Source organism: Lacrimispora amygdalina (assembly GCF_900205965.1).
In the GTDB taxonomy this organism is placed as follows: Bacteria; Bacillota; Clostridia; order Lachnospirales; family Lachnospiraceae; genus Lacrimispora; species Lacrimispora amygdalina_A.
This window is the reverse complement of record NZ_OAOF01000011.1, coordinates 25,745-49,313: the sequence shown is the minus strand read 5'-3', so window position 1 is coordinate 49,313 and position 23,569 is coordinate 25,745. Positions and strand designations below refer to the sequence as shown.

The 23,569-nt window shown below is 43.1% G+C and carries 18 protein-coding genes; 1 reads left to right on the top strand and 17 read right to left on the bottom strand.

Annotated features, from left to right (window positions below):
- Positions 1–15: 15 nt before the first annotated feature.
- The 3 genes from CRO04_RS15075 to CRO04_RS15065 form a co-directional block, all read right to left on the bottom strand.
- Positions 16–1,479, bottom strand: coding sequence for a glycoside hydrolase family 32 protein (locus tag CRO04_RS15075; RefSeq protein WP_097005089.1), 1,464 nt, complete (start codon positions 1,477–1,479; stop codon positions 16–18).
- 107 nt (positions 1,480–1,586) lie between these two features.
- Positions 1,587–2,573, bottom strand: coding sequence for a LacI family DNA-binding transcriptional regulator (locus tag CRO04_RS15070; RefSeq protein ID WP_097005088.1), 987 nt, complete (start codon positions 2,571–2,573; stop codon positions 1,587–1,589).
- A 26-nt stretch (positions 2,574–2,599) separates the two neighbouring features.
- Positions 2,600–3,889 carry an RNA-binding domain-containing protein gene (locus CRO04_RS15065; RefSeq protein WP_097005087.1) on the bottom strand — a complete coding sequence of 430 codons (1,290 nt, stop codon included), beginning with the start codon at positions 3,887–3,889 and terminating at the stop codon, positions 2,600–2,602.
- A 199-nt stretch (positions 3,890–4,088) separates the two neighbouring features.
- Between CRO04_RS15065 and CRO04_RS15060 the strand changes: the two genes are divergently transcribed.
- Positions 4,089–4,982 (top strand): LysR family transcriptional regulator, encoded by an 894-nt coding sequence (locus CRO04_RS15060; protein WP_097005086.1) that lies wholly within the window; start codon positions 4,089–4,091, stop codon positions 4,980–4,982.
- Between the two features lie 63 nt (positions 4,983–5,045).
- Here the strand turns inward: CRO04_RS15060 and CRO04_RS15055 are convergent, their stop codons facing one another.
- The 14 genes from CRO04_RS15055 to secD form a co-directional block, all read right to left on the bottom strand.
- Entirely contained in the window at positions 5,046–6,104 is a 1,059-nt protein-coding gene (locus CRO04_RS15055; protein WP_242974509.1) for a tripartite tricarboxylate transporter substrate binding protein, read from the bottom strand.
- An 18-nt stretch (positions 6,105–6,122) separates the two neighbouring features.
- Positions 6,123–7,643 carry a tripartite tricarboxylate transporter permease gene (locus tag CRO04_RS15050; protein WP_097005085.1) on the bottom strand — a complete coding sequence of 507 codons (1,521 nt, stop codon included), beginning with the start codon at positions 7,641–7,643 and terminating at the stop codon, positions 6,123–6,125.
- Between the two features lie 11 nt (positions 7,644–7,654).
- A complete protein-coding gene (locus CRO04_RS15045; RefSeq protein ID WP_097005084.1) occupies positions 7,655–8,152 on the bottom strand; it encodes a tripartite tricarboxylate transporter TctB family protein in 498 nt (165 codons plus the stop codon).
- Between the two features lie 17 nt (positions 8,153–8,169).
- Positions 8,170–9,555 (bottom strand): enolase C-terminal domain-like protein, encoded by a 1,386-nt coding sequence (locus tag CRO04_RS15040; protein ID WP_334293625.1) that lies wholly within the window; start codon positions 9,553–9,555, stop codon positions 8,170–8,172.
- Between the two features lie 110 nt (positions 9,556–9,665).
- Positions 9,666–10,994, bottom strand: coding sequence for an enolase C-terminal domain-like protein (locus CRO04_RS15035; RefSeq protein WP_097005083.1), 1,329 nt, complete (start codon positions 10,992–10,994; stop codon positions 9,666–9,668).
- Between the two features lie 187 nt (positions 10,995–11,181).
- Complete coding sequence (locus CRO04_RS15030; RefSeq protein ID WP_166432580.1) at positions 11,182–13,086, bottom strand: sigma-54-dependent Fis family transcriptional regulator; 1,905 nt, start codon at positions 13,084–13,086, stop codon at positions 11,182–11,184.
- A gap of 31 nt (positions 13,087–13,117) precedes the next feature.
- Complete coding sequence (locus CRO04_RS15025; RefSeq protein WP_097005081.1) at positions 13,118–13,981, bottom strand: aldo/keto reductase; 864 nt, start codon at positions 13,979–13,981, stop codon at positions 13,118–13,120.
- A 48-nt stretch (positions 13,982–14,029) separates the two neighbouring features.
- Positions 14,030–15,007, bottom strand: a complete 978-nt coding sequence (locus CRO04_RS15020; protein ID WP_097005080.1) for an AEC family transporter — start codon at positions 15,005–15,007, stop codon at positions 14,030–14,032.
- A 12-nt stretch (positions 15,008–15,019) separates the two neighbouring features.
- The gene (locus tag CRO04_RS15015; protein WP_097005196.1) at positions 15,020–16,162 is read right to left on the bottom strand and encodes a glycerate kinase; all 1,143 of its coding nucleotides are present in this window, start codon (positions 16,160–16,162) and stop codon (positions 15,020–15,022) included.
- A 90-nt stretch (positions 16,163–16,252) separates the two neighbouring features.
- Positions 16,253–17,152: a dihydrodipicolinate synthase family protein gene (locus CRO04_RS15010; RefSeq protein ID WP_097005079.1), complete on the bottom strand. Its 900-nt coding sequence runs from the start codon at positions 17,150–17,152 to the stop codon at positions 16,253–16,255.
- Positions 17,153–17,175: 23 nt separating this feature from the next.
- The gene (gene garR / locus CRO04_RS15005; protein ID WP_097005078.1) at positions 17,176–18,066 is read right to left on the bottom strand and encodes a 2-hydroxy-3-oxopropionate reductase; all 891 of its coding nucleotides are present in this window, start codon (positions 18,064–18,066) and stop codon (positions 17,176–17,178) included.
- A gap of 179 nt (positions 18,067–18,245) precedes the next feature.
- A complete protein-coding gene (locus CRO04_RS15000; RefSeq protein WP_097005077.1) occupies positions 18,246–20,126 on the bottom strand; it encodes a PrpR N-terminal domain-containing protein in 1,881 nt (626 codons plus the stop codon).
- A 618-nt stretch (positions 20,127–20,744) separates the two neighbouring features.
- On the bottom strand, positions 20,745–21,257 hold the full coding sequence (locus CRO04_RS14995) for a ferritin (RefSeq protein ID WP_097005076.1): 513 nt from the start codon (positions 21,255–21,257) through the stop codon (positions 20,745–20,747).
- Between the two features lie 147 nt (positions 21,258–21,404).
- Positions 21,405–23,567 carry a protein translocase subunit SecD gene (gene secD, locus CRO04_RS14990; RefSeq protein ID WP_097005075.1) on the bottom strand — a complete coding sequence of 721 codons (2,163 nt, stop codon included), beginning with the start codon at positions 23,565–23,567 and terminating at the stop codon, positions 21,405–21,407.
- Positions 23,568–23,569 lie beyond the last annotated feature (2 nt).

The following is a 23,569-nucleotide window of genomic DNA, read 5'->3' as shown; positions in this document are numbered from 1 at the left end:
ACACTCCATTCTTAACTAAACTTTTAAGTTCCATTTCTGAATTGCTGCTTTTACAGAACCCTCTCTTGCTGTAAATACCGTCTCAACACCTGATTCCTGGGGGAAGATTCTTAATGAAAAGCAAACCTCTCCCTGATTAACAAAAATTTCTAATGAAGATTCATCTGAAAATATCCGAAGCTCCCGCAACCCGCTCTTAAGCCTTGCCTTACGGATACTGCCGTATTCTTTCGCAAATAATTCTCCCGATGCACTTCGGTCCACATAAATCATCTGATCTTTGCCGGAATACCGGATGGTTGTCTGTTCCTGTTTATTCTGCCTTACATGAATCTCAAAAATTCCTGCAGTCTGATTTATGATCTGAACCATCAGCTCATAATGACTTCCATAAAATCTTACATCCTGATAGCTTTCATCCTCCATGAGAACAGTCTCACAGACCGGTTCACTTCTAAGCAGTTCCATTTCCTTCACCGGATTTTGCCTGATACGCCCCTCTGCAATTGTCAGCTCTCTGGGAATTGTCAGGCAGTGGGCCCAGCCATACCGGTCCGTAGGATATGAAATCTCAGGCAGTCCCATCCAGCCAAACAAAATTCTTCTTCCCAAAGGATCCAAAAAGGTCTGAGGTGCATAAAAATCAAAACCATAATCAAGTTTCTCATAACGGTTTCCGTCAAAGGTTAATGTCTCCTCATCCATAGGACTGCCTATCAGATATCCTGATTCATAAATATTGGAATTCGAAGACTCCTCTGTTTCCAGTCCCTGGGGACACAACATTAAAATGCCATATCCATCTGACTCATAATAATCAGGACATTCCCACATATAAGCATTGGACTTCCATGGAACTGTCAGCTCGCCCCGATACTCCCACTTTTTTAAATCAATGCTCTGATAAATCAATGCCGTACCTGACTGTGTGATTGTCTGGGCGCCTGTTATCATCAGATAACCATTCTTCCCCTTCCATACTTTAGGATCTCTGAAATGCTCTGTAATTCCATCCGGCGGCTCTTGTATCAGGGGGGAGGTCTCTTTTCGGATTCTGCCTTCCTGATCCATAACCGCAAGACACTGGCTGCTGTGCCTTACCCAGTCATCATCTCTGTGATTGCCGGTATAAAACAGATACAAAAGACCATCCTTTTCTATACCGCTGCCTGAATAGACGCCATGGCTGTCAAAACTCTGGTCCGGTGCCAGCCCGATCCCTAAATCCTCCCAGATCATAAGGTCTTTTGAACGGAGATGATACCAGTACTTTGTACCATGAACCGGTCCGAAGGGAAACCATTGATAGAACAAATGATAGTAACCATTGTACCAGGCCAGACCATTGGAATCATTCAGAAGTCCTGTTACCGGTTGTATATGATAGCTTTGCCGCCATGGACTGTTCTGAACTTTTCTTGCCAGTTCCAGATACTCCTCTTCTGTTATGCTATCTGGCTTTGTAAAACTTATTTTCATAGATTACCTCAACTTCCGCATTATTGGAACCGGTTCCAATAATGGGTGAAATTATAAGGAACAGTTTCGTCTTGGAACCGGTTCCTTATAATTGAATTTTACTTCTTCTATTGTGGTTTGTCAACACTAAAACGCTCAATTAATTCATAGGGAGAGACAATGACCTCTTCCGTTTTTTCATGTTCTAATAGCTTAAGGAGACCTTTTGCCGCAGTGCCTCCGGCTTCCCGGAAAAAGAATTTAACTGTTGTAATTCCAGGATATACCAGATCCGTGATCTTATCTCCTCCAACTCCCACGATTGAGAGCTGCTCCGGTACCTTTTTACCCAGAAGACAGCAGGCTTTTAACACACCCACTGCAATGTTATCGGTTGCGGCAATAATCGCAGTAGGCTGATTTTTTTCTGTAAGAATTTTCTTTGCCATAATCACAGCATCCTGGGAAGAGAAAGAAGTTTCCTCAACTTTAAGAACTATATTTTCATATTCCCCGGAAGCCTTTATCACACCCTGTTTCCTTTTTATTCCAACAGACACATCTGTCTCAGGAACTCCGAGATAAGTGACGAACCGATGCCCTCTCTGGAAAATATAGTTTCCCAGACAATATCCAGCCTGATAATCATCATGAATCACACTGGGAACACCAGGCACCTGCTGACCGATAACAACTATGGGAATCGAAATCTCATCAAAAGCTCTTTTATGCTCGTCCGTGATTACCGTGGCAGCCAGAATGATACCGGAAACCTTCTGTTTTGCAAGAGAATAGATACTTTCAATCTCTCTGGCATTATTCTGGTTTGTATTGGAAATGATTATCTGAAATCCGTTATCCTGCAATACATCATCAATACCCAGCAGTGTTTCCGACATGGCATTGGAGTTCAGCCTTGGAATAATCACTCCGATAATTTTTGTTTTTTTCGCCTTTAAACTCTGAGCGAACTGGTTGGGGGAATATCCTGTTTTTTTAATGACTGCTTCTATCCGTTCGGCTGTTTTCTCACTGACAGAACCCTGATTTAAATACCTGGATACTGTGCTTTTCGCAACACCGGACATCTCTGCTATTTCTTTAATACTTGCCATAAACGTTCCAACTTTCTGCTGCTAACTTAAAATTTCGCCACATATTTTGTTAATTTACCATTCCCAACCTTACAAATCAAATCTTTATCCAGCATTTCCTTAAGCATATTAATTGCATAAGTTGTCCCAGACCCCAAGGTTTCTTCAACATCGGAGCGGGTAATTTCTTTTTGTCTCTCAAATAATTTTATTATAGGTAAATATTTTTCGTTTTCATTCGTCAATACTCTGGCATGTATATTAGGCAGCACTACCCGAAATGCACCTTCCACATTTTCAAACTCAGGCTGTACTGAAAATTCTTTATAACAGCTGATTATTTTACTGATTCCTGTCCCATATGCTTCAATAAGCTTCATCCTGTAAAAAAGTGCTGCAAGTTTTTCATTTCTGGATTGAGACGCTCCTAACATAGCTGCCTCTAATGATAATCCAGGTACCAGGCTTCCTAAGGATATTATCTCCAATCTGTCTGAATAAAGATTAATGAAAGTACTGCCGCTGAAAGAATAATCCCTGTGAACAATTGCATTTAACAATGCTTCGCGAACAGCATCTTCCGGATAATCTCTTTCATCTGTTCGAAGCAAATCATGAAAAGAAGCCTTTGTCCCATTGTAGAAATCAATGGTCCTGTAAGCATCATTAAGCTGAGTAAACAGGGAGCCTGTAAATTCTTTTCTATCCCTGAAAACCAGCTTATCTGTACCTTGAAATATGGCAAATTTAATAGAATGTTTACATTGATCAGAAACAAGTAAACCCATATTTGTATAAATACCATCGGAAGAAAGAATTCCTAAATTTTTCATATGAATTTCGGTAAATTCTAACCCTCTCTTTTTTAACTCCTCATCCAGTCTGCAAAAAGTCAGTTCCTGAATGAGGGATCGATTTGTTTCAAATGAATCACCGTCAGTGGTTTTTATCATCATGCGTATTGCATCTTCAGAAGCAGGTGCTGATGTAGTCCCGCTTCTGACATATACTCCTGTAGGTTTAAGCCCTTTGTCAGACAAATAGTAAGGTTTTTTTGTCCCCTGACTGACAGTCAGCCTAATAAAAAATTTAGTTTTTTCCTGTAGCAGTTCAATATTTGTAAACATTGACACATCAGGACGTATACTGTCTCTCATAGAATTACATATCTGCTGCATTACAAAGTCAGCATCATCAAGACCAACGATCTCGCCATTATCATTAACACCTATATAGATTGTCCCACCATTTGTATTGGCAAAAGCAACAATTTCTTTTTTTAAATCGGCTGTATAAATCTCTTTTAACTCAATTGTTTCACTTTCATATAACTTCACGGTTCCACCCCTTCTATCGCTTTCTATCTTTACTATCACAATACTAACACACCAAGTGATAGAAAGCAAGAATAACCAGCTGACATATTGTGACAAAAGAAACCCAATTAATGCAAAATCACCTTAACTATGATATGATAATAAGTAATAACCACACTCCCTACCCACAATACACACAGCATAACAAGGAGGCATTTTTATGGACACCCGCTATCTGACTTACATTCTGACAATCGCCAAAAAAGAAAACATGACAAAAGCCGCCGAAGAACTTTTTGTCTCCCAATCCACCTTAAGCCAGTACCTCTCAAAGCTGGAAAGTGAGCTGGGAACCCCATTGTTTTACCGGAGCAAGGGCCGGTTAACCCTCACTCCGGCAGGCTCACTTTATATAGAAGCTGCAAAAAAAGTCCTGTCCATCAAAAATGTTCTCTATCAGAATATACAGAATATTGACAACCGCGGTCACATAACTGTGGGAGTAACATCACAGTTCGGCCTTGACATGCTGACCGATATTATCCCTGCCTTTAAATCCCAATACCCGGATATTATCATTGAAATTTCAGAAACAAATCTTCCGTCACTTACAAAGATGATACTGGAGGAAAGTATCGACTGCGGGATCATGGCCATGAATGAAATCTCTCCCTTTTCCTCTGACCAGGTAAGCATTCTTAAGAAGGAAGAAGTATTATTCTCCATTCCCATTAATCACCCCTACCGCAAAATCAATCCGGACAGGCCCATCGGGATCAGGGAATTTGCAAAGAATTTCGGGGAAGAGAATATTCTGCTATCGAAAAAAGGTTCCACTCTGCGGCACCTTACCGACATGATTCTGGAAGATGCCGGCTGGATTCCCAGTACGGTCTGTGAAACCAACAGCATTTCCACAACCAGAAGTATGGTAGCGATGGGAATTGGAGTCACTTTTATCAGTGAATCCTGTTCCACCGACCGTGAGCATGTAGCATACTATAGTGTAGAACCAAAGCTTACCAGATTAAACGTTCTGGTAACAAGAAAAAACTGGGTTCAAAGTCAGGCATGTGAATACTTATGCAATACCATAAAGAACTACTTCCATTAAAATCAGCCCTGGGCGCCGGTACGAAACCGACACCCAGGGCTGTCTTACTGATCACGGAATGAATTATTTTGCAAGATCGTCTGCAATCTGCTTAATCTCATTGTAAATCTTTTCGTCATTTGCTTCAGAATCAGCGGAACTTAAGTAGTAAGGCATCATTTCCACTTTGGCAATCGCCTCTTTTACTTCCGGATCTTCGGTCATTTTCTTAACCAGCTGATCGTACCAGGCTATTACATCATCCGATGTATCCTTGGGGAAATAGAAGGAAAACTCGCAGTTTGGATAGATTAAATTTACGCCCTGCTCTGCTAAAGTAGGAATATCTTTAATTAATTCATAACGCTCTTTTGTAGGAGCTCCCAGACATACAAACTGTCCTGCTTCCAGATAATCCTTACAGTTGATATAAGCACCCGGCATTAAATCCACCTGACCGGAAAGCATGGCTGCAACCTTATCGGAGTTGGATCCTACGTCAACCAGATCCAGATCAATACCTGCCACCTTTTCAAATGCAAGAAGCTCATAGTAAGTATAAGCACCTACTTCGGTACATGCTTTTAATTTTCCTGGGTTTGCCTTTGCTGCTTTAATAAAATCATCAAGTGTCTTATACTTTTCCGGATTTGCATATAACTGCTGTGCCGGATCCAGCGCAAATGTCGGTCCTAATTTAAATGCGGTGTAGTTATAATCGGTAACGCCGGCAATGTTTGCCACATTTACCAGGTTGTGTCCATAAAGGAAGGTATGTCCATCTGGTGCTGCGGAACGAACCTGATTTGCCGCTACGGAACCGGCTGCTCCATTGGCATTTACCACGATAAAATCAGCACCTGTCATTTTCTTTGCATACTCTGCAAATACACGGGCGGAAAGGTCTGTGTTACCGCCTGCTCCTGCCGGAACCACGATGGATACGGTGGTGGTCGGCTTCCAGGCAGATGCTGCTGTCTCAGTACTTGCCGCTTCTGATCCCTTTGTGGTTGCTGCCTCGGTGCCTGCCGCTTTCTGCGCTTCTGTTGTTGCTGCTGTTGTCTGTGTCTGGCTTCCTCCACATGCTGTCATGCTAAGAACCAGCCCCGCCGCCATTACTGCTGCCAAAAATCTTTTTTTCATAGTTTCTGCTCTCCTTTTTTATGATTGTTCAGCTGCCTTTACACCCTTTTTGTTTAAGTACATCTTGTATTCTTTATAAACTGTCCAAACCACAACCCCGATTGCGACAAAAAAGAATGCGTCGAAAATCGGTCTCTGGAAGAAAGCTCCAAAAGATTTGTACTGCATGATTCCTCTTCGGAGATATGTCTCCAGCATTTTTCCAATGAGAAAGCATAATACAAACGGTGTCGTCGGAAGTCTGAACTTATGATATAAGTATCCAACCAGTCCAAATAAAATTATGGACTGTACATCGAAGATCCGGTTATTGGTGGCGTAAGCACCCACACAGCATAAAACCAGGATCAGAGGCATCAGTATGTGCTTCGGAATCTTTAAAAGCTGTACAAATACCCTGATTCCAAAGAATTCAATTAAAAGCATCAGAGTAACACAGATCATACAGGCTGCGAAGATTCCGTATACCACATCTGCATTTTTAACAAATAACAGAGGTCCTGCTGATAAACCATGGATCAAGAATCCTCCCAGCATCATGGCAGTCACTCCATCTCCGGGAATTCCCAGAACCAGCAGCGGGATCATGGCACCGCCGATGGTAGCGTTGTTGGCTGTTTCAGTTGCTACGATTCCGTCAGGACAGCCTTTCCCGAATTCTTCCGGATGCTTTGACATGTTTTTAGCAGTTACATAAGATAACATTCCTGAAGTACTTCCTCCGATTCCGGGAAGAATACCGATTCCCGTTCCGATCAGAGCAGAACGTATGGCATTTGGTATCTGATAAACAAAATCCTTCCAGGAAAATCCAAAGCCCTTAATCGGCTTCATTTTGATCACATCCAGTGTTCCATTCCCCATGGATTCTGCTGTTATCAGAATTTCCGATATCGCAAAGATACCAATCAGAGTAGGAAGGGTATCAAAGCCCGCCATCAGGGAGCTTGACCCAAAGGTAAAACGGGCCGTACCGTCAATAGGAGCCATTCCTACCAGTGCAAAGATCAGTCCCAGCATACCTGCCAGAACACCTTTCACCATGGAGCCGGAAGCCAGCACCGCAACCATGGTAAGTGCAAAAAAGGATATACCAAAGTTTTCGGCTGGAGTAAACTTCAGTGCAATATCCGCCAGCAGCGGAGCACAGAATGTCAGGACGATAAAGGAAAAGATTGAGCCAATAAAGGAAAAGACAATTCCGTATCCCAGTGCCTTACCGGCTTCTCCGTTCTTTGCCATGGGATGCCCGTCAAAACAGGTTGCAATGGAGGAGGCTGTACCCGGCATATTAAGAAGAATAGCGGAGATCAGACCTCCTGATATACCGCCGATATAAACCGCAACCAGCATATTCATTCCCATGGAAGGTGACATGCTGAAGGTAAGAGGCAGAAATAATGCCACAGCCATAGAGGCGGATAAACCGGGAATGGAACCAAATATAATTCCGACAGTCACTCCTGCAGCCATAAGCAGAAGAGAAGACGGAGTAAAGACTCTCCCATACGCGCTTCCCAAAGATATTAATGCGTTCATAGTTTCCCCTCCTATAAGTTAATGGTGAATATCCCGGCAGGCAGTATGATCTTAAATCCGTACCGGAACAGGAAGAATACAACAAAGGTAAATATAACAGTGATGATTGCAAGCTGTATGATATCCCTTTTTTTCTTCTTATCATCAGGAGCCAGAATATACATCTGTAAAGGTAAATAAAGAATGGTGGAAACAATAAAGCCAATGGGATGAAGTAAATAAACATATACCAGAATCAGAATAAAGCTGATCAGCATTCGTTTGTAATCCAGATTTTCCTTTTCCATTGTTTCTGCTTCTGCTGTTCTAATCTTTAAGTTTTTAATATTTAAAAATGCCAGGACTGCTGCCAGTGCAAAGGTCACAATACCGATGCACATGGGCATGAAATCCGGTCCGATATCCATAATTGCTGATTTCGGCAGCATCTTTGCCATAATCATCATTCCTGCAGACAGGATCATAAAAAATCCACCTACAATGATATCCCCATATTTTTTAATAAACATTGACTGTTCTCCTCCTTTTATCTTACCAATGCCGGTTTTTTACAGTCATACTTCCAGCCTGGTATTAAATACTGCATTGCCAGAGCGTCATCTCTGTCATGAGAGGAAAGACTGTTATACAGGGCATTTGCCTCCATAACCCGCTCCATATTTATGGTTACTCCCAGACCCGGTCTGTCGGGTACCTCTAAATAACCGTTCTTTATAGACGGAGTATCATTTAACAGATTCTGTCCATCCTGCCAGATCCAGTGGGTATCAAGAGCAGTTGGCTTACCCGGTGCTGCAGCCGCCACATGGGCGAATGCTGTCAGGGTAATATCAAAGTGATTGTTGGAATGACTCCCCCAGGTCAGCCCCCAGTCATTTAGAATCTGTGCCATTCGCACACTTCCTTCAAATCCCCAGAAATGAGGATCTGCCAGAACGATATCCACCGCTTTCAGTGCTGCTGAATGATAGAATTGTCTCCAGTCTGTTGCGATCATATTAGTTGCTACCGGCAGATTGACGGCATTTTTAAATTCAGCCATAATCTCCCTGCTTGAAAAGCCCGATTCCGGACCGCACGGATCTTCTATGTAGGATAAGATTCCCTCCATCGGCTTACAAAGATTGATTGCTTCCTTCAGACTCCATGCTCCGTTGGGATCTATGTTGATTCTGCCTTCCGGAAATGCAGCTTTTAACGCCCTGACTGCTTCCATCTCTTTTTCACCCTCAAGCACGCCGCCTTTGAGCTTAAAATTATTAAATCCATATTTTTCGTGAAGAACACTGGCCTGCTTAGCGATTTGTTCCGGAGTCAGCATCTGTGTACGGCGCAGACGGAACCACGGATCGCTGCTGCCGCTTTCATCCAGATAAGGAAGCTTTGGAGAAGCCTTTTCTTTGCTGCTGACATAAAATAAATATCCCAGTGTCTCAACCCTGTCCCTTTGCTTCCCCTCTCCCAGGAGTTCACACATAGGCAGTCCCAGATGCTGTCCTAACAGATCGAGAAGTGCACACTCAATGGCCCATTCTGCTTTTACAACAAACTTAAGCTTGCTGATATCCAGAGTCTGTATTCCTTCCCCATCGTCTTCGTGTGATCTTGTCCCCGCCTTATGAATGGAATTTAAAATACTGCGGTATTTCCCGATTGGCTGGCCAACTACCAGTGAGGTGCAGCTTCTTAATGCTTCACAGGTATAATCTCCCCCATGAATTTCACCGATTCCCATATTCCCGGCACTGTCCTCCAGGATTACTAAATTTCTGGTAAACCACGGTGCATGTGCTCCACTCAGCGTCATCAGCATGCTGTCATAGCCAGCTACCGGAATAACCTGCATTTTCGTAACAACCGGTGTTCCTGCGTGCTCCATATCTTTCTTTTCCTTCCTTTGGTCATATTGCATATGTTTCATCTTATTTTTCTTTCTTTCATACGCATTATACCAATACATCTTCCATAAATCCAATAATTAATACCGATTGAAGCAATAAGAAATAGTAATAATCCGTCAATTTAACGAACCAGACATGGTTTTTTTGGATTAAATTTCCACCCTGGTATCAGATACTGCATACCCATGGCATCGTCTCTTCCTCCCAGACAGTGGTCAAGATACAGCTGATGGGCTTTCTTGATCTGATCCATATCCGCCTCAATACCCAGACCCGGCTTCTTTGGAACCTGGATACTGCCGTTTTCGATTTTAAGAGGTTCTTTTGTCAGCCGCTCTAAGCCCTCCTGCCAGATCCAGTGGGTATCAAGTGCATTGTATTCACCAGGAACTGCCGCACCTACCTGAGTAAACATGGCAAGGGAAATATCAAAATGATTGTTGGAGTGGGAACCCCATGTATATCCGAAATCATGGCACATCTGCGCAACCCGGACAGAACCGTTCATCGTCCAGAAATGAGGATCTGCCAGTATAATATCAACAGCCTGGGATTCCAGGGAATGTCCTACCTCTCTCCAGTCTGTCGCAATCATATTGGTAGCTGTTGGAAAACCGGTGCGGCGGCGGAATTCGCTGACAATCTCCCTTCCGGAATAAACGCCCTCTGCTCCGCATGGATCCTCGCAGTAGGTTAAAATACCCTGCATCCCTTTGACATACTCAACAGCTTCCTCAAGGAGCCACCCTCCGTTGGGATCTAAATCAATGCGCGCGTCAGGAAATGCTTTCTTTAACTCCCGGATCACATCCATCTCTTCATTTCCTTTCAGCACGCCGCCTTTCAGCTTAAAGTCCTGGAATCCGTATTTTTCTCTGGTGGCTTTTGCAAATGCCACAATTTTGTCAGCAGTCAGGGCTTCCTCATGACGGATGCGGTACCACTCACAATCAGAATCCGGCTCCGAATCATATGGCAGATCCGTCTTCCTTCTGTCTCCTACAAAAAATAAATAACCCAGCATACGCACGCTGTCTCTCTGTTTTCCTTCTCCTAACAGCTCGCAGACCGGAACATCTAAGTATTTTCCCAACAGATCCAGGCAAGGGGCTTCAATGGCTGTAATCACATGAACTCCTGTCCGTAAATCAAAGGTCTGGTTTCCTCTTACATCCTCTTCCCCTCTGGAGTCCAAATATTTCTTTACTCTTAAAAGAGTACTCTTATATTCACTGATTTTAGTGCCTGTTACCAGTGGAATACAATCGATAAGTGCATCGGTTATTTTCTTTCCTCCCGGCACTTCTCCCACTCCCATTTCTCCGTTATCTGCATACAGGACTACAATATTTCTGGTGAAAAACGGTGCATGGGCTCCGCTTAAATTTAATTCCATGCAGTCTTTTCCTGCTACTGGATAAACCTCCATTTTAGTTATCACTGGTGTCATCTTGATCTCCTTCATCAAATACCATATAGACTTTTATGAACTGATTATATCTTTCTTTTGTCCATCATTCTATTGGCAGACAACACAAGCATTTTGTCTTTTTTTGTCATCTTTCTTATTCTTTCAAAAAATGAAATGAGGAATGCAATTATTTGCAATCCTCATTTCTTCATCGGTATTCTCGCCTTTATAAGTCATAGTTGTCTCCAATACCGTAACGCTTCATCTTCCTCCACAAAGTTGTTGTACTGATCTTCATTGCTTCTGCCACCTCAGTCCGTCTTCCATTATAACGTTCCATCAGCCTCTCTATGCGCAGAGCTTCCGGATTCTGGTTTCTTACGATCTGAACGCTTCCATTTTCTTTTCCGATCACGGGATATAGCTCCTGTAATAAATTCTTTACCATTCCCTCTTCCACTTTTCTTCTGTGGGCAGTGAGTACCAGACGCTCACAAAAGCTCTCCAGCTGCAGTATATTTCCTTCCCAGAAATATTCTTCCATTACACACAAAGCAGCCTCACTTATTTCCACATATCTGGAATAAGCTGTGTTATATTTTTCAAGATACAGCCCGGTAAAACGGCGTATTTCTTCCGGTTCTGTGCGAAGCGGGGGCAGAGAAATCTTTAAAGGGGAAATGAAAATATAAAAATCCTCCCGGAACTTTCCCTGTTTTACAAGTACCGCCAGTTCTTTATTGGAAGCAGCAATCAGGCGCACAGGCAGAACACGCTTTACCATAGAATCATGATCCCAGAAAAGCCTGTCACGAACTGCTTTAAAAAGCAGGTACTGGCATTCTGGCGATAACCGGTCCACCTCTTCTAAAAATACCGTTCCAGAAGCGGCCGCTTCCAAAGCACACCCTGACTTTTTCCTGTTTTCCTCCCCAAAACCAAACAGAACCCGTTTCTGCTCCTCCGGCGATAGTGTACTGCAGTTCATACGGATAAACGGACCTCCCTTTTGAGGACTGTTATTGTGAATCGCTTCCGCAAAGATTTCTATTTCCGTGCCTGTCTCTCCATAAATAAAAACAGGATTCCTGGAAATTCCATAAGCTCTTGCCAGCTTTATACACCGTTTCATCTCGTTTGATTCTCTTTGGATGTGGTGAAAATTATGGACTGCCAGATGACTGCCTGCCAGCCTGGCTCCCTGCTCTGATCCTTCATCCCGCACAGTCCGGACTTTATGACAGGTTAAAATAGCACCGCTGTAATGCCCATCGTATTGAATAGGGGCTCCGATCACCATTAACAATTGGTCTTTTATGGAAAAAGATGTGGAGTAAAGTTCCTCTCTTCCGCTTAAGATCCCATCTATGCTATCTGTATCGATTCCGTCAAATACCTTGTCTATGGGAAAACCGATTACCTCACTGGTTGGTTTCTCAAGCAGCTGCTCAATGACCCGGTTTACTGCCACAATCTCCTGATAAGCATTAATTTTAATAATACCGCTAAAGGATGTATCAAGAAGCGTATCAAGCTGAGCCTTGTTGTGCTTTTCCAGCTCTGCCAGCTCAAGCATATGAACTGCCATCTGGAGAGCTTTCTTAATGGACTCCTCACCTGTTTCCATAAACAGGCTGGGAAATCCGATTTCAAAGGCAATCTGATTGGTTTTTACTCCCCCGATAATTAAGTCCACACCATCTTTAATAGCCTGACTAACTAAATTCCTGGTCTCATTGAGCTCATTCAGTTTATAAAAGTGCAGTTCAAAATCAAACAGTTCGTCAAGCTCATCCAGGCTTTCAAACATATTTTCAAATGCCACAATTCCAATTGAGGGGTGATCCTTTTTCAGCATATTTTTTGCTTTTAAGATCATGAATCCGATCTCACGCACAGTGATAGGCATTTCAACGACAGGAATGTTTAAACTTTCTTTAATCAGCGTAGCCTGCAGCCCTCTGGCAATAATAACACGGGCACCTGCATCAATTGCCTCTTTTGCCTCCGCTGCTGCATTGGAGTTTTCCACCACCTTTAAAATCTGAACCTGAGTTTTTTCTTTCTCCAATACATTCTGCGCATATTTTAAAATGGTCTGTCTTGGAAGAAGAATCGCAATCTGTTCCATATCTGCCCTCATTTCAAAAGATTTCAGTCAATTATACAATATCCAGATACATCTTTCTCACTGGTGCGGGGAAAGCCTGATTTATCTCTTTCAGCTCGTCTTCTGTCAGAACTACTTCCCACGCTTTTGCATTGTCAAGTGCATGGTGCTTATTACCTGTGCGGGGTATAGCCACCACATTTCCACTGCGTATAACAAAAGCAAGAAGAATATTGGATACCGTACACTGATGGGCATCCGCAATACGGATTAACACCGGATTCTCAAAGAGACCCCTTTTTAAATCACCCGCCTGTGCCAGAGGGCAATATGCCATCACAGGTACCCCGTGTTCTTTCATCCATGGGATTAAATCATATTCAATTCCTCTGGAGGCCACATGATAAAGAACCTGATTGATCTGGCAGTTACTGCCTCCTTTCACACTCCATAATTCCTTCATGTCGGCAGTATCAAAGTTTGATACTCCCCAGCGCCTGATCTTCCCTTCTTTTTTCAGCTGTTCCATACATTCCACAGTCTCACTGAGAGGAATGCTCCCTCTCCAGTGCAGAAGATATAAGTCAAGATAATCCGTATTCAGACGTTCTAAAGTCTTTTTACAGCTTTTAAATATGTTTTTTCTGCCGGCATTATGGGGATATACCTTAGATACCAGAAACAGACTGCTCCGGTCAAAATCCTTTATGGCTTCCCCGAGAAGATCCTCCGCTTTCCCATCCCCGTACATCTCTGCTGTATCAAGGATGGTCATTCCAGCTGAAATCCCAGCCTTTAAGCTATCCAGTTCCTCATTTCGCCTTTCTTTTCGCTCCCCAAGAAACCAGGTTCCCTGACCGAGAGACGGTACCGCAGTTCCGTCCGGCAGCATAATACATTGTCTGCTCTTTTCCATTTTTTCCTCCTTTTCTCCTTCTTAATCTATCGAATCTCAGTATGATTTTTATGAAATTCCCATAGACCAGAGAGGAATTGTCAGCATGGATAACAGTGTGGATATTACCACACATTTGGTTGCAAATACATAATCGCAGTCATATTTCGCCGCAAGTATGGCTGAAGTGCTTCCTGCCGGCATTCCTGTCATCAATACACAGATCGCCGTCAGGTAACTTTCAATGTGAAAAAATCTGCAAAGTAACAGAGTTAAAAAAGGCAGAATCGCCAGACGCATCAGAGATATGAAAAGAGCATCCCGGTGAAACAGACTTTTTAAACTCACCTCAGAAAGCATCATGCCAATCAAAAGCATGGTCAAAGCCGTGGTGCAGTTCCCTGCAGAACGGACCGCTCTGTCAAGTGCCAGACCAAGGATGTTTATTATTGTATGGAGCCAGGACGGCAGATAAATCATGATACCGGCATTTAATGCCTGAATGGGTGCCTGAAACAAAAGCAGAAACAAACCAATATAAACAGCCACTATACAGGGGTGTACTGCGATTTTTTTCACAACTGACTTAAAATTTGGACTTTCCGTGAAACATGCAATTCCTGCAGACCACATCATAATCCTCATGGGAATGATAAATATTGAAGCATACATCATACCTTCCGCACCATAAATCCCCTCTGCAATAGGAAGTCCTAAAAATCCGGAGTTTGAGACTATGGTTGCGTACTGAAGTACCCGTTTTGCCGAATCAGGCTTTTTATTATACAATATCCGGCTTAAAATATAGCTTACGATCTGTACAAAAACAGACAGGAAAAGAACTGCCCCAAACCGGAGCAGTATTTTACTGTCAAATTTCATACGAAAAGAATTGATGATATTGCAGGGCAGAAAGAAATACAGAACTGCATCTGTAAGCACTGTCTTTCCTGAATCCTTCAAAATACCTTTCCTCTTTAATATGGCACCTGCCCCAGTGAGCAGAAACATCATGCACTGAAGGGACCATAATCCGGTTATATCCATTTTCTCCCCTTTTTATCCTTTCAGACTCATCCCTGCTCTCAGCATGCGAAACGTACGCTGTGCCGCTCCCCGATACAGTTCCACTGACCGTTCCATCGCCTCTTCTACGGGCATTGCTCCCTGAATGGTTGTGGTGATACTTTCGATTCCGTATTCATAAATTTTCTCGGCTCCGTCTCCCATGCCGCCTACTATGGCAACAGCCGGAATGCCTCTTTTCCTGCAGCGCATCCCGATTCCGCTGGGAACCTTTCCGAACGCAGACTGCCAGTCCATTCTGCCTTCTCCGGTAACAACCAGATCTACCCCTTCTAACAGAGTGTCAAACCCAATCAGATCCAGAACAGTCTCAATCCCTGATTTCATACTGGCATTTAAAAATACATTTAATGCTGCTCCAAGTCCCCCTGCTGCTCCGGTTCCCTGAATCTGGTCCACATCAATGCCGGTCAGATCCAATAGCTTTCCTGCATAGGATTTCATATTACTCTCTAACAGTTTAAGGATTTCAGGAGTCCCCCCTTTTTGCTTTCCAAAGGTATAAGTAGCGCCATTTTGTCCAGTCAACGGATTTGTCACATCACACATCACCGTAAATTCGGTCTCTTTCACAGCCGGATGAAGCCCGCTTACATCGATACGGTCTATCTGCCCCAGATCAGCACCGTAACCAGTCAGCAGGTTTCCAGCTTTATCAAAAAATTTCACTCCAAGAGCAGTCATGGCTCCCATGCCGCCGTCATTGGTTGCGCTTCCGCCGATTGCAATGGCAATGTTTCTTAAGCCTTCATCCAAAGCTGCTTTAATCAGTTCACCGGTCCCATATGTGGTGGTGTGAAGAGGATTTCTCTTTTCTGCAGGGACCATGGGAAGTCCGGAAGCTTTTGCCATCTCGATCACTGCATGACTGCCGCCAAACACACCGTATACTGCCGTTGTCTCTTCCATCAGCGGACCGTGTACTAAGGCGGTACGGATCTGCCCGTTCATCGCGTCGATCACCGCCTCTATGGTTCCTTCCCCTCCATCTGCCACGGATACTCCGCTGCACTCACAATCCGGAAAAATACTTTTTGCTTCTTCTGTCAGGATTCCTGTAATCTCCTCAGATGATAAGGATCCTTTAAATGAATCAGATGCAAATAAAAATTTCATCGCCTGCCCCTTTCCTCTTACGCTGAAACCAAAAGCAGACCGGCAGCCTATCACTACAGCCACCAGCCTGCCTGCTTTCTTATATAGATGTTATATCAGTCCCGCGGTTTCCATCTCTTTTCTGATCTGGCCAAGAACTGGTCCTTCGGGAGTGGCAATATTGGGTTTATAAGGAAGTCCAACGTTTCTTCCTCTTAAATTTGCCATATCCTTAGCTGCCACAGGGAAGCTTGCCGGATCCATGGAGAGACGGACCGGATTTAACTTAAACTGAGCTTCCAGAGAGCCTTTTAAATCGCCGGCTGCAAATTTATTGTACACATCCGTAATCAGTTCCGGCATAAAGTTGGCAGCTGTACAAACACCGCCTACTGCGCCGTGGCACATAGATGCATATAACAGTGTATCTTTTCCGCCAAATACTTTAAAGTCTGTTCCCCGGGTTCTGCGGATGAATTCCGCTGTCTGGGTGATATCACCGCTGGTATCCTTCATACCGACGATGTTATCAAATTCCTTTGCCAGACGCTCAACCAGACCGGCGGACATGGTATAGCCCACACGTCCCGGATTGTTGTAAAGAAGCATGGGAGTCTGTGGTACGGATTCTGCAATTGTTTTAAAATGGTTATAAAGCTCTGTTTCTGTAGGCTTTAAAAACATGGGCTGAAGAACGGAAATACCTGCCGCACCGTTTTCAACAGCCATTTTTGCCAGACGACAGCATTTTTTGGTACTGATGGCACCGATGCCAAAGTAAACCGGTACCCTTCCTGCTGCCTGATCTACCATGATCTTCAGTCCGCGCTCCATCTCGTCGTCTTCCACTGCATAAAACTCTCCGTTGCTTCCGAATGCCAGAATGCCAAGCACGCCGCCGTTAATTACATAATCAACCTGATCTCTTAATTTTGCTTCATCAATCAGCTCGTTTTCGTCAATGGGCGTAAGGATGGGCACAATAACGCCTTTAATAAAATCTGTATTCATGATTTTTGTCCTCTCCGTCCGGCTTATTTTTGCGGTTCAACCGTTGTATTTGCTATTTTTTCATAGTATTTCACGATGCTGGAATGATCCTCTTTGTCAAAGCCGTCTGCTCTGAGTCCCTGCATAATCTCCATTAACTGTCCTGTTAAAGGAACTGGAGAGCTTACATTATGTGCTGCATTCAATGCATTGTTTAAATCCTTGATATGAAGCTCAATACGGAAACCAGGCTTAAAGTTTCTGCTTAACATCATAGGTGCTTTTGCATCCATAACGGTAGAACCAGCCAGACCACCGCGGATTGCCTGATATACAAGCTCCGGATCAGTTCCTGCTTTTTTAGCGAAAGTAAGTGCTTCTGATACAGCTGCGATATTCACAGCAACAACGATCTGGTTTGCCAGCTTTGCCACATTTCCTGCACCAAGTTCTCCAACGTAAACAACCGATCCTGCCATAACCATAAGCATATCATAATATTTGTCAAACAGTTCTTTCTTTCCGCCCACCATGACAGATAAGGTTCCGTCGATTGCCTTTGGCTCTCCGCCGGATACCGGAGCATCAAGCATATCAATTCCAAGCTTTTCAAGTTCTGCTCCGATGGCTCTGCTCTCCGTCGGATCAATTGAACTCATATCAATGACTACAGTACCGGGCTTCGCACCTTCTGCTACACCGTTCTCTCCTAAAACTGCTGCTCTTACATGAGGAGAGTTAGGTACCATGGTGATCACAACGCCACACTGGGAAGCCAGGTCTTTTCCGGTCTCAGCGGAAACTGCGCCACAGGAAACTACATCTGCAACTGCTTCTTTATTAAAATCAAATACTACTAACTCATGACCTGCTTTTAACAGATTCTTTGCCATAGGTCTTCCCATAATTCCTAAACCGATAAATCCAATTTTCATATGCTTACCCTCACTTTTTTTATTCTGTCTGCAGTTACCGATGGGTATGTCCCATCTCTGCTGTGATTATAGATAAAAAAAGAACGTTCTGCTATGGGCGGAATCAACGAATGGGAGGAATACATTTATACAATTCGTCTATAATTTCATTATTATATCATTATCATTTCATTTTAATTTCATTCCAGATGATATTTTTTCATCTTTCTCCATAAGGTAGCCTTGCTGATCCCCAGCTCTTTTGCTGTCTTTTCCCGGCTTCCCCCCAGTTTCAAAAGAGTATCTCTGATTTCCCTGGCTTCTATGGGATATGGGGCTTCCTGCTCTCTTACAAAATCATTAAAAGATTTCTCCTCTCCTTCTCCCGGGTACATTTCACTGAGAAGCCGTTCCACAAAAGCTTCATCAAGACTCCTCTTTTCTGCGGTGAGAATGAGGCGTTCGCAAAAATTCTCCACCTGGATCAGATTGCCGTTCCACGGATAATCCAGCAAAGCCTGAAACGCCCCTTTCGTCAGCACATGATACCTGGAATAATGTTCACAGCAGTCCCGCAGAGTCTCCCTGATCTTATGCTCTAAATCTTCTTTTCTTTCTCTTAAGGAGGGAATCTCAACTACCAGCCCGCTTAAAAGATAATAGAGTTCTCTCCGAAACGTCCCCTCCTGTGCCATTGCAGAGAAAGGAGCCGGTGAAGTCACCATGATCCTTAAGTCTGTTCCGGCATAACGCTGCCCGTCTCTTCCCAACCGGTGCTTGTGGCGGATCAGCTGATAAAGACGGTACTGGTTTGCCTTCGTTAAAGCCTGCACATCTTCAATCAGCAAAGACCCGCCCTTCGCCTGGACAACTGCACCCTTATCTCCAAATATCATGTCATACTGAGCCTCTTCCCCCAGCCCCTCACAGGATATATTGACAAAAGGTCCCTCTTTATGAAGTCCTGCATTGTGAATACACTGAGCCAGAAGCTGCTTTTCTGTGCCCGCTTCTCCAGTAATAAATACCGTCTTTTCCGAAAGTGCATACAGCCTGGCGATCCGCAGGCAATCCTGCATGCGCCCCGATTCCTGTAAAAGATCACTGAATTCGCCCAGCGCCACAGCACCTCTTAAGTGATTTTTCCCTTTTAAATCATGTCCTTTATTCTGCCTGCGCTTCATCCGATGGCAGGTGAGTATGGCTCCCTCCACCTTTTTTTCAATTACCACCGGAGCTACAATGGCAAATACAGAGGTCCGGTTGATCTCCATAAATAAAGAATACGATTCCTTACCGTATTGGAGAACCTGGCAAAACGGATCACCCAAAAGTTCAGGGAACACTTCTGTCGCAGTCTTCAGAAGTATTTCCTCCTTTTTTTTCTCCAGTATATCTTCCATGATCGCATTGATATCCACAATATTACCAGAAGCATCAAGCCTGGCCACACCGTTAAAGGAATAATCAAGAAGAGTCTCGATCTGGGCAGCATTGCGTTTTTCCACTCCCATGGCATAGTCAACACTTTCCGCCATAGACAGAGCATTTCTCATGGAATCCTCCGTATTGGAAAGAAACAGGGATGGCATGCCTGCCTTTCCTGCTATCCCCACTGCCGTATCCCCTCCAATGATCAGATCCACTTCATCACGAACAGCCTGTCTGGCCATATCCTCCAAAAGATCTCCTTTTTCAGCAAAATAGGTCCGCATCTCAATCCCATAAATAATATCAAAATAGGACATGTCACAGAACATATTTTTAAATCCAACCACTCCGAGAACAGGATTGTCCTTCTTTAAGATCTGCTTTGCCTTGCTGACTAACAGCGCCATCTCCTGTGCTGTTATCACAATTTCCACTACCGGAATATCCGTATACTGCTTGATAAGAGAAGCCTGAAGGCCTCTTGCAATGATAATAGACGCACCGTTTGCAATGGACTGGCGGGCCTCGGAAACCGTATCTTCTGTTTTAATGACTCTCATTTCCCCAATCTCATAATTTTTTTCCTGAAGAATGTTATGCGCCTGATAAATCATCTCTTCTCTGGAAACAAGCAATGCGATCTTTCCCATATGGATTCCTTCCTTTTGTTTCTCTTGTTTGGTTCATTTTACTATATTAAAAAGCCGGTGTCCATTTTCTTTGCAATTATTGTCCTGATTTCTGAGTCAGGATATCAGTTTCATATGCAACATCTTATCCTCAAACATTCCTGATTTTTAATTAAACCCATATACACAAATCCATATTCTTAATTGGGGGCATAGGCAGTTAACTATCAGATGCTATGCCCCCCAATATTATAGTATGGATTATAAAATCAAAGAAATGGGATATATATAGGAAAAAAATTTTAAATATGCCCCGCTAGCTCATAATTGCGGGGTATATTTGATGATTCGACTGCTGATATGACCCTTATAGGGATAAAAAAGATTATAATGTACCCAATAGAGTGGACACGGAAAAAATTTTTTTATGTCCAACTTTTTGAACAGCTCCATTCCGTGGACACGATTTTTTATATCTCATACCTAAAATTTCTGGTTGGTCCCATGTCAGCGCTTCGAAAAGTTGGGTAATCAGTTATACCCAACATGCTAAAAAAGCAGTCTCTGCCAGAATATAATTAAGTACATTCCGGCAGAGACTGCTCATTTATTTAAATCTCTAAACTTTCTTTCACAACATCAGATAACCAGTGTAGGCGGAGTATAAACTCTGGCCGCCAGCTCTGAATCAAGGAGATAAAGTCCCTTTGCATCATTGCCGAACAGATCATATCTTTTAATAATCTCATCTGTATTCTTTTCTTCCTCACTCTGTTCTTTTACAAACCAGTCAAGGAACTGCATGGTACGGAAATCCTTGATCTCATATGCTGCTCCGTAGATATCATGAATCGCAGCAGTTACTTTTACCTCATGCTCAAATGCTTCCACGGCGGGCTGACGGAAATCCGTGAACTCAAACGATGGACCCTTAATATCCGTAAGAACGATCTTTTCTCCATTCTGAAGGAGATAATCCATGAAAAGCATTGCATGGTCCCGCTCCTCCTGTGTCTGTATTTTAAACCAGTTTGCAAACCCGTTTAAATTCTGGTCAGCATAATAATTTGATATATCCAGATATACATATGCGGAGTAAAGTTCGAAATTAATCTGTTTATTTATCTTAGCAACTATCTCTTTGTTAAGCATAATCGTAATCCTCCTTTATTCTGTAAATGATTGTTTTATAAACAAAGATTTCTGATATTTATTAATCTTTTTCTATATCAGCTTGTTTATTGTTTTATTCTAACATTTTTATCAAAAACATTCAAGAAGTTGATCACATTTTCTTTCTTATTTTTCTTTCTTTTTCTCCCACATCGCCCAAAGGGTACCTGCCACGCAGATAGATGAGTAGCAGCCTGTCAGGATACCAAAGAACATTGGAAGTGAAAACTCCATGATTGATTCAATATGGAAATAAACGGATGCCACCATGATAATCAATACACAAATTCCAGTTGTAAAGGACGTATTGATGGATCTTCCCAGTGTCTGGGAGGTGCTTAGGTTCACCAGCGTATCTACCGGCATTTTCAAATCCCGTTTCCTGTTTTCCCTGATTCTGTCATATACGACGATTGTATCATTAATAGAATAACCAATAATCGTGAGAACCACAGCAACAAATGCATCATTTAACGGTATCTGAAACAATACAAATGCAAAGAATACCACAAAGACATCGTGAATCAGCGCAATCGTTGCCGTAATTCCTGCCGGAAGACCGGATATAACGGAAAAACGGATCCATACATACACTACAATGAAAATGATTGACAGTATAATAGCGGCGGCGGCATTCTTCAGTGCCTTTGCCCCGATATAAGGTTCTACCACAAAGGTCTCGGTGAGTTTGGCATCTTTCTTCCCAATGGTACTGTTGATTGTATTCGTGATTGTCTTCTGCTCCTCTGGTGAGATACCTGCATTTCCTGCAAGGGTTACAGACAGCCGCTTTAACCCGGTCATATTATCTTCTTTGATCTGAACGGTTACCGGACGATTCGTTTCTTTTTCGATCGCTGCCTGAATCTGATCGGTATCTTCCTCCTGCGATACGGAATAGGACAGCACGGCGCCTCCTGTAAACTGGGTATCCAGCTTCACGCCAAAGATGAAACACCCTGCGATACCGGACACAATCACCAATCCGGAAATAATGGCAAAGATATATTTTTTCTGATAAAATGGGATAACTTTCTTATCTTTTCTGATCCAGAACCACTTTTCATTCTTCCAGAAATCAGACTGTACCAATGACAAGATGAACTGCTTTGATACGGTAACTCCAATCAGAAGATTTACGATCATACCAACTAACAGGGTATAGCCAAAGCTTAACATGGTACCTGATCCAAAGATCATTAAAATAACGGCAACAATCGCAGTCGTTACATTCCCATCTAACACAGAAGAAAAGGCATTCTTATAACCGGAAATAACAGCTCCCTTTACAGATGTCCCCTTCTTTAATTCATCTGAAATACGTTCTGAAATAATAATATTTGTATCCACTGCCATACCAAGAGTCAGTATGATTCCCGCGATTCCGGGCAGGGTCAGGGTATACTGCGGCACAGAAACAGCCAGCATCTGGATCACCATCTGCAAAATCAGAGTGATACATGCAACTACTCCGGGCATACGGTAGAACACAATCATGAACAGGCAGATCGCAAAGAAAGCTACGATTCCCGCATATACCATGATTGTCAGGGCATTGCTTCCTAAAGACGGACTGATTGTGGAAAAATTAGTGGTTTGTAAAGAGAAAGGAAGCGCACCTGCATTAATCTTTTCAGCCAGTGCCTTAGCTTCATCATAGTTTTTCATACCGGTAATGACTGCCTGTCCTCCTGATATCTGGTTCTTCACCGTGGGATTGGATATCAGATTATTATCCATGTAGATTCCCATTCTTTTTCCCACCAGTTTTCCTGTGGCCTCCTCAAACAGCTTCGATCCATCGCTGTTAAAGGTAAGAGACACAACAAAAGTTTTGATTCCATTGGAGTTATTGGTCTGGGGAGTGGCTTTTTCCACATCCTTTCCCTGTATTAAAACCTTTCCATCGGGATCCTTAAATGTAAGTTCTGCCATCTCACCTAATTCTGAAATCGCATCTTCCGGATTAAAATCCGTCTCTCCTGATTTCCATGGGAACTGTACGATAATATATCCTGCATTCTTGTCCACAGTTACTTCACGGTCTGTTATGTTCTGACTGTCCATACGGCTCTCAATCACTTCTCTTGCCGATTCCAGTTCCCGGGCAGTTGGTTTCCGGTCTAATCCCTGTGGTTCAAAGATGGCTTCCACGCCTCCACGGATATCAATTCCAAACCGCATGTCAAAAATTCCCTTAACACTATCTCCCGCTCCAAACACGGCAACAGCAACAAAAGCTGCAATGATTAAAACTAATGCAGCAAGCATATTCTTTCCTGGCTTCATAA

Coding starts and splice junctions, on each gene's coding strand:
- CRO04_RS15075 (WP_097005089.1), bottom strand. CDS start 1,479: ATGAAAATAAGTTTTACAAAGCCAGATAGCATAACAGAAGAGGAGTAT.
- CRO04_RS15070 (WP_097005088.1), bottom strand. CDS start 2,573: ATGGCAAGTATTAAAGAAATAGCAGAGATGTCCGGTGTTGCGAAAAGC.
- CRO04_RS15060 (WP_097005086.1), top strand. CDS start 4,089: ATGGACACCCGCTATCTGACTTACATTCTGACAATCGCCAAAAAAGAA.
- CRO04_RS15055 (WP_242974509.1), bottom strand. CDS start 6,104: ATGAAAAAAAGATTTTTGGCAGCAGTAATGGCGGCGGGGCTGGTTCTT.
- CRO04_RS15050 (WP_097005085.1), bottom strand. CDS start 7,643: ATGAACGCATTAATATCTTTGGGAAGCGCGTATGGGAGAGTCTTTACT.
- CRO04_RS15045 (WP_097005084.1), bottom strand. CDS start 8,152: ATGTTTATTAAAAAATATGGGGATATCATTGTAGGTGGATTTTTTATG.
- CRO04_RS15040 (WP_334293625.1), bottom strand. CDS start 9,555: ATGCAATATGACCAAAGGAAGGAAAAGAAAGATATGGAGCACGCAGGA.
- CRO04_RS15035 (WP_097005083.1), bottom strand. CDS start 10,994: ATGACACCAGTGATAACTAAAATGGAGGTTTATCCAGTAGCAGGAAAA.
- CRO04_RS15030 (WP_166432580.1), bottom strand. CDS start 13,086: ATGGAACAGATTGCGATTCTTCTTCCAAGACAGACCATTTTAAAATAT.
- CRO04_RS15025 (WP_097005081.1), bottom strand. CDS start 13,981: ATGGAAAAGAGCAGACAATGTATTATGCTGCCGGACGGAACTGCGGTA.
- CRO04_RS15020 (WP_097005080.1), bottom strand. CDS start 15,007: ATGGATATAACCGGATTATGGTCCCTTCAGTGCATGATGTTTCTGCTC.
- CRO04_RS15015 (WP_097005196.1), bottom strand. CDS start 16,162: ATGAAATTTTTATTTGCATCTGATTCATTTAAAGGATCCTTATCATCT.
- CRO04_RS15010 (WP_097005079.1), bottom strand. CDS start 17,152: ATGAATACAGATTTTATTAAAGGCGTTATTGTGCCCATCCTTACGCCC.
- garR (WP_097005078.1), bottom strand. CDS start 18,066: ATGAAAATTGGATTTATCGGTTTAGGAATTATGGGAAGACCTATGGCA.
- CRO04_RS15000 (WP_097005077.1), bottom strand. CDS start 20,126: ATGGGAAAGATCGCATTGCTTGTTTCCAGAGAAGAGATGATTTATCAG.
- CRO04_RS14995 (WP_097005076.1), bottom strand. CDS start 21,257: ATGCTTAACAAAGAGATAGTTGCTAAGATAAATAAACAGATTAATTTC.
- secD (WP_097005075.1), bottom strand. CDS start 23,567: ATGAAGCCAGGAAAGAATATGCTTGCTGCATTAGTTTTAATCATTGCA.